This is a genomic window from Umezawaea sp., from assembly GCF_057122925.1.
This window is the reverse complement of the sequence record NZ_DBNGPQ010000185.1, coordinates 1-6473: the sequence shown is the minus strand read 5'-3', so window position 1 is coordinate 6473 and position 6473 is coordinate 1. Positions and strand designations below refer to the sequence as shown.

Annotated in this window: 8 protein-coding genes; 3 read left to right on the top strand and 5 right to left on the bottom strand. The window is 68.3% G+C overall.

The features are described from left to right. The 3 genes from AC156L_RS41060 to AC156L_RS41050 all read right to left on the bottom strand — a co-directional run. Positions 1 to 734 (bottom strand): siderophore-interacting protein (locus AC156L_RS41060; protein ID WP_330879001.1); only part of this gene is annotated, 734 nt, incomplete at its 3' end. A gap of 42 nt (positions 735 to 776) precedes the next feature. Next, positions 777 to 1418 carry a class I SAM-dependent DNA methyltransferase gene (locus AC156L_RS41055; RefSeq protein ID WP_330879002.1) on the bottom strand — a complete coding sequence of 214 codons (642 nt, stop codon included), beginning with the start codon at positions 1416 to 1418 and terminating at the stop codon, positions 777 to 779. A gap of 104 nt (positions 1419 to 1522) precedes the next feature. After that, on the bottom strand, positions 1523 to 1945 hold the full coding sequence (locus AC156L_RS41050) for a hypothetical protein (protein ID WP_330879003.1): 423 nt from the start codon (positions 1943 to 1945) through the stop codon (positions 1523 to 1525). Positions 1946 to 2240: 295 nt separating this feature from the next. On the opposite strand from AC156L_RS41050, the gene AC156L_RS41045 reads away from it, so the two are divergent. From AC156L_RS41045 to AC156L_RS41035, 3 genes are all read left to right on the top strand, one after another. Next, the gene (locus tag AC156L_RS41045) at positions 2241 to 2798 is read left to right on the top strand and encodes a hypothetical protein (RefSeq protein ID WP_330879004.1); all 558 of its coding nucleotides are present in this window, start codon (positions 2241 to 2243) and stop codon (positions 2796 to 2798) included. 118 nt (positions 2799 to 2916) lie between these two features. Further along, positions 2917 to 3318 (top strand): YciI family protein, encoded by a 402-nt coding sequence (locus AC156L_RS41040; protein WP_330879005.1) that lies wholly within the window; start codon positions 2917 to 2919, stop codon positions 3316 to 3318. Then, on the top strand, positions 3315 to 4580 hold the full coding sequence (locus AC156L_RS41035; protein WP_484407813.1) for an RNA polymerase sigma factor: 1266 nt from the start codon (positions 3315 to 3317) through the stop codon (positions 4578 to 4580). The genes AC156L_RS41040 and AC156L_RS41035 overlap by 4 nt, the downstream gene beginning before the upstream one ends. Here AC156L_RS41035 and AC156L_RS41030 read toward each other — a convergent pair. Further along, complete coding sequence (locus tag AC156L_RS41030; protein ID WP_484407812.1) at positions 4492 to 5076, bottom strand: hypothetical protein; 585 nt, start codon at positions 5074 to 5076, stop codon at positions 4492 to 4494. The two genes, AC156L_RS41035 and AC156L_RS41030, sit on opposite strands and share 89 nt — an antisense overlap. A gap of 128 nt (positions 5077 to 5204) precedes the next feature. Continuing rightward, the coding region (locus tag AC156L_RS41025) for a hypothetical protein (RefSeq protein ID WP_484407811.1) at positions 5205 to 6473 on the bottom strand (1269 nt) is incomplete at its 5' end.

Sequence of the window (6473 nt, the reverse complement as noted above, 5' to 3'; positions counted from 1 at the left end):
GCCAGGTTTGCCTCGCCGCAGATCCAGGCGTAGTCGAAGTCTTGTGCTGGTAGTGCCGCTACTGCTCGTAGGGCTTGGGTGCCCGGTGTGTTGTTGCCGCGGTGGACGAACTCGACCCCTGGTGGTGTTGGGATCTGGTAGGTCTCGTCCGGTACCTCTGCGATTGCCCGTGCGCCTGGTTGTTGTTCCAGGATTGCTGACAGTGCCGGTAGGGCTGTCTCGTCCGCCACCAGTAGGCGTTGTGCTGTGTCCGGTAGTTGTTCGTAGGTTGAGCCGCAGGCCCTGAAACCTGCGATGCTGCCCGGTTCCGCTGCTGTCGCCCAGTTCGAGCCGGGGCCGCGGGCGTCCTCGTGCAGGACGAAGTCCACGTCGATCTCGCACTGGGCGCGTCGTGCGGCTCTGACCGTGTACCAGCGCAGGTCTGGGCGGGTGGCTTCCGGCATCTTGGCGACCGCTGCGCGGATGTTGAGGCGGTCCACCGTCGGGAAGTGCAGTTCGTTGCCGCGTGGTACCAGCAGGCCGAAGTACTCGTCTGCTCCGCTGGTGTACCAGGTGCCGAACTCTGGTGCGTGGAAGGTGATTCGGCGCAGGTGGGGGTTCAGGGTGGTGGTTCTCGCCACCGTCATGGGGAACTGCTCGTACTCGTCGCGTTCGTTGGACGACGCCATGACCAGCGACGCCACCTTGCCGATGACCTTGTGCTGGAGCTGGTCCAGTGTCGAGTAGGTGCCCAAGATGCCGCCAACCTCCCCTGTGGGTGATGAGGTTAGGCTAGCCTAATCGTTGGCGTGGGCGAAGAGGATCGCGCCTCGGTGTTCGTCTCGGTGCAGGACGGTTTCGACGTCCACGGTGAAGCCGGCTTCCCGCAGTCGCGTCGACATCGTGGCGGGCTCGCGTTTGTGGATGTGCACGTTCATCGGGTGGCCGCCGTAGCCCTGGGTCTTCAGGGTGGTGTCGTCGCCCGCGTGGAAGCCGACCAGCAGTGGGCCGCCAGGGCGCAGTGCTCGGTGGAAGTGGGCCAGGACGCCGGGGAGTTCCTCGTCCGGGACGTGGATCAGGGAGAACCACGCGAGCAGGCCACCCGCCGAGTTGTCCGGGAGGCTCAGGTCCGTCATGGAGCCCACCTCGAAGTGCAGGTCCGGGTGGTCCCGGCGGGCCACCTCGATCATCGCGGGCGAGAGGTCGATGCCGAACGCGTCCAGGCCCAGGTCTCGGAGTTCCGCGGTGAGCCTGCCCGGTCCGCAGCCGATGTCGCCCACCGGGCCGCCGCCCGCGTTCCGCACCAGCTCGGCGAACACCGCCAGGGTCGCGCGCTGGTGCGGTTCGTCCTCCATGGCACCCCGCAGCAGGTCCGCGTAGCTGGTGGCGACCGTGTCGTAGGACGTGCGGGTGTCGGCCAGCCAGTTCTCCGTCGTCATGGCCGAGAATGGTAGCGGGGCGCGGGTGCCCCCTCGCGATCGCCTATTTGTTGATTGTGGCCACAGTGTGGACAAGTGGTCAGAAGGTGGTCAGAAAGGGGTTGTCAGGTTCCTTGTCGTCGTTGTGCGGAGGGGTGCGTGGTGGTGACCAGTTTGTCGGCCAGGGTCTGCTTCTTCCGCCACGCCAGTTGTGCGTGGGTCATGAGTCCGTAGCGCGTGCTGAATGTCGAAGTCCAGATCGACACGGTGCACCCGTGCATTCCGGTGGGGGTGAGGGCGATGGACACGGTGGGTGCGCCCGCTCTGAACTTGGGGCGGTAGTTCAGGTGTCCCGCGCCCGCTACCTGCGTCCACAGCGGCCCGAAGTGGTCGAACACGATCCTCGCCGCGTCCTGTTCGCTCAGCGGGGTCGGGATGTCGATCTGTTCCCGCGCCTTCACCTGGGTGACGATCGCCCAGCCCGTGAGTGCGATGATGAACAATATCACCATGACTTCCATGATGCGTTCCTCCCAGTCGCTCGTCACCCGGCCAATCGCGGTGGGGAGCGATTTCGTTGCATCCACAGGAAGTGATTTTTTGGTGCGGTGGTGGCGTAACGCCCGAGGCTTTTCCGCGACAGAGGTGGAGCGGGGTGGTCGTGCTCCGCGAATGTGCTGACGGTGAGTCGGAAGAGGTGTCGACATGACCACGTGCGCTGGTTGCGGGAGTTCCGCCCACCCTGGCGCCGCCTACTGCGCGCGGTGCGGGACGCCGCTGCCGCCCTCGGCGTTCGGGCTGCCGTCGCCCGCCCGGCCCTGCGCGTCCACGTCGGGGACCGGCGTGGCGCCTGCGCTGTTCACCGGGATCGTGATGCTGGTGCTCGTGTTCTTCGGCGTGCACCTGGCGTCGAACGCGGGCAGGGGTGGGGGTGCGGGGAGTTCCACGGTCGAGGTGGGTGGCAGCGGCCGTCCGCCCACCTACTCGGCCCCGTCCACCGGGTCCGGGCCGGTGGACGAGTCGTCGGCCCGGCTCGCGCTGGACCGGCAGGTCGCGGTCGACCGCCCGTCCGCGGAGCGGCTGGTCGACAGCTGGGTGCCGCAGCTGTCGTCCAAGAAGCTCGGGCTGGTCGTCCGCGGGCTCACCTACGACCACCTGGCCGTGTGGCGGGACCACTCGGCGATCAGGGCGCGGTACCCGGACGCGCTGCTGCTGTGGTCGGCCGACTTCGTCAGCTACGACCGCGACGACTTCTGGGTGACCGTCGTCCCGCGCACCGCGGCCACGGGGGCGCAGGTCAACTCGTGGTGCGACGCGCAGGGCATCGGGGCCGACGACTGCTACGCCAAGCGGCTCACCCACACCGGCGGTTCGGCGGGCACGACGCTGCTGCGGGGGTGAGCGCTCCCGGTGGTTCGTGTGGTGGACTCGGACGTCGGATGTCGAGAACCCGTCGCGTGCTCCGTCCTCTCCACGACGGCGCCGAAACCGGGCGCGGCGGACCACGAGGAGAAGCACGATGCCGAAGTTCATGCTGCTGATGAGCTACTCGAAGATCGAGGGTGTGGAGCCGATCACCAGCTGGGCACCCGGCGACATCAAGGCGCACATCGACTTCCAGCAGGCGCTGGGCCAGGAGCTGACCGACAGGGGTGAGCTGGTCGACGGTCAGGGGCTGGCGGGGCCGGACCTGGCGAAGGTCGTCGTCTTCAAGGGCGAGGGGGCGCCGGTCGTGACCGACGGGCCGTTCCCGGAGACGAAGGAGTTCCTCGCCGGGTACTGGACGGTGGACGTGGAGTCGCAGGAGCGCGCGCTGGAGATCGCCGCGCAGGCCTCCGCGGCGCCCGGCCCGAACGGCGTGCCGATCGGGCAGCCGATCGAGGTGCGGGAAGTGATGAGCGCGCCGAGCGTCGAGCAGTGACGACCGGCGTCGAGGACCTGCTGCGCGAGCACGCGCCGCAGGTCCTCGGCGTGGTCGCCCGCCGGTACGGCGACTTCGCCGCCGCCGAGGACGCCGTGCAGGAGGCCCTGCTCGCCGCGGCCCTGCACTGGCCCCTCGACGGTGTGCCGGACAACCCGCGCGGCTGGCTGGTGCGGGCGGCGGTGCGGCGGATGACGGACCAGTTCCGCAGCGAGCAGGCCCGGCGTCGGCGGGAGGACGTCGCCGCGTCCCTGGAACCGCCGCCCGGTGAGGTGGTCGACCGCGACGACACGCTCGTCCTGCTGTTCCTGTGCTGCCACCCGGCCCTCACGCCCGCGTCGGCCATCGCGCTGACGCTGCGCGCGGTGGCCGGGCTGACCACCGCCGAGATCGCCACCGCGTTCCTGGTGCCCGAGACGACCATGGCGCAGCGCATCAGCCGGGCCAAGCAGCGCGTGAAGGCGTCCGGGGTGCCGTTCGCCATGCCCGTCGGCGACGAGCGCGCGCCCCGGCTGCGGTCCGTGCTGCGCGTCCTCTACCTGCTGTTCAACGAGGGCTACACCAGCAGCAGCGGCCACGAGCTGCACCGGGGCGAGCTGTCCGGCGAGGCGATCCGGCTGGCCCGCGCCGTGCACGCGGTGCTGCCCGACGACGGCGAGGTGGCGGGCCTGCTCGCGCTGATGCTCCTCACCGACGCCCGCCGTCCCGCGCGCACCGCCGCCGACGGCTCGCTGGTGCCGCTGGCCGAGCAGGACCGGACCCTGTGGGACCACGGCCTGATCGTCGAGGGCGTCGCGCTGGTGACCAGCGCGGTGTCCAGGGGGATGGTGGGGGAGTACCAGTTGCAGGCCGCCATCGCCGCCGTCCACGACGACGCCGCCAAGGCCGAGGACACCGACTGGCCCGAGATCCTCGGCCTGTACGGGCTGCTGGAACGCATGACCGGCAACCCGATGGTCACCCTGAACCGCGCCGTCGCCGTGGCGGTGGTGCACGGCCCCGAGGCGGGCCTGGTGCTGCTGGACGCCGTGGCCGACCGCCTGGACGGCCACTACCGGCTGGACGCCGTGCGGGCGCACCTGTGCGAGATGGCGGGCGACGTCGAGGCGGCCGTGGAGCACTACCGGGTGGCCGCGGGCAGGACGACGAGCACGCCGGAGCGCAACTACCTGGTCACGCAGGCCGCTCGCTTGGGAGAGGGGGGAGAAGGGCTTCCCGCTGCACGAGGAGTTCGGCACGGTGTGCCAGGTCGTCGTGGTTGAGGCTGCGCAGGATCATCGGGAGGGCTTGAAGCACCAGTACTCGTTGGGATGGGTCGCCCATGGGCGTGACGAAGTCCCGCAACAGGTCGACGAGGGGATCGGTCGAGGAGTGGCTTTCCGCGGTCGGAGGCGGTGAGGCGACGATCTGCGACAGCAGTTTGTCCGCCTGAACGAGGTGCTCCGGACGGTGGCGCAACAACCAGGTCGTTCCAAGTCCGGGGTCGACCAGCAGGTCGCGCAGTCCCTTGATCTGCCGCAGCACCGCGTTCTGCCTCTGCTGGTCTGATCGGTCCGTGGCGTCGTAGTCGGCAAGCGACGCGCGACTGTTCTCATCGAGGTCGAACTCGGCCTTGAGGAGGTGGATGTCCACCCCGTCCGCCGACCTGATGCTCTCCGAGTAACCGCAGAGCACGGCGTCTGCCGCTCCGAGAGGATCTGCGGGGTCCTGCTCCTTCGCGATCTCCGCGATCGCCGTGCGCACGGTGTGGCGAACCATTTCACTCCTCGGCGACGCCCCAACCGCCCACCCGGCGGTCAGGTGAGCAGTGAACCTGACCGCCGGGAGCGAACTGTTCAACCGGGCGGTGAATGATAACGACTCGCGCTGTGGGCGGAACAGTGGTTTCACCCGTCCGAGAGGTTTTCCGCGACGGGCCTGACAGCCAGGGCGAGGACCTTCGCCGCGAAGGCGGTATCTCCGGGATGTTGGTGACCTGTGAGAAACGGCTCGGCGAGTCGACTGTCACGCAAGCCCACTCGCAGCATGTCGGCCAGCAGCGTTGCCGTTGGTTCCGCCGGCAGTACGTCCGACGGTGGACCGGCCAACCAGGAAGTGATGACCGGTCTCGCTTCGCCCTGCGGCGAGTGTTCGGCCACGAGACGCCATCCTTCACGCAGCAGATCCAGAACGAGCGGGTCGCTGCCCGCTAGTTCCAGTAGGCGCACCGCCGTGTGACTGCTCTCCGTGATGTCGACCAGCAGGAGAAACCCTCTGGCAGCGGCTCGCGGAGCGTCTCGCCGCCAAGCCAGTACCGATGAGAGCAGCGCGGACACCTGGTCGGGATCGCTCGCCAGTTTGTTCAGGCAAGCGTGCGCCGCTCTGCGGATGGTGGGGGTCAGAGGGACGTTCAGCAGCCATTTGAGCCGGACCAGAGTCTGATTGGGGTATACGTCGGCGAAGGGCCCCGCACACACCTCGGCGACGACTTCGGCCAGATTCGCGGAAATGTCACCGTTCCCGTACTTGTAGGCCCATTCCCGGAGCTTCACGCGGACCGCCGCTCCGATGACGGGGTCACCCGCGAGGTCGGTAAGCAGTTGGGCGACCAGAGACCTGTTCGCGGATGAGGCGGTCACCCACGTCGTGACCAGCGCGACGAGGTCGAAATCCGGATGCCTGATCGCTATCGAGGTGAGCCGCTTGCCGATGTCGTGGAGGTAGGGCTCACCAATTCCGTCATGGGCGGTGAGCACGCGGATCCACTCGAACAACTTGCCGCGCAGCGGTGGGCGTTGACGCCACAGGTGCGGCAGCACGGCGTCGCTGATGCCGTGCCGTTTGATGTCCAACGACACCTTGTCGTCGGATACGGAGGCCTCGAGGTTCTCGGTGAACCTGCTGTCGAGATCCATTCCGAGCAGCAGTTCCTTGACCGGCCGGTCGGGATTCTCGTCGAGGAACTGCATCGCCGCGTTCCAGATGACGAGGGGAGGCGCCCCGTCCAGCACAGCCGTTGCGATGAACAGTGCTCTGTCCTCCGCAGTCATCTTGTCGTTCGAGAAGAACGCGGTGAGTTGCCCCCGCCACGACTGGAATTCGTCGGCGGCGAGGGTTCGGGCGTTCGAGTCGCCCTCTGGTGCGAATGCGATAGCCCGTGCCAGTCTTACGGCATA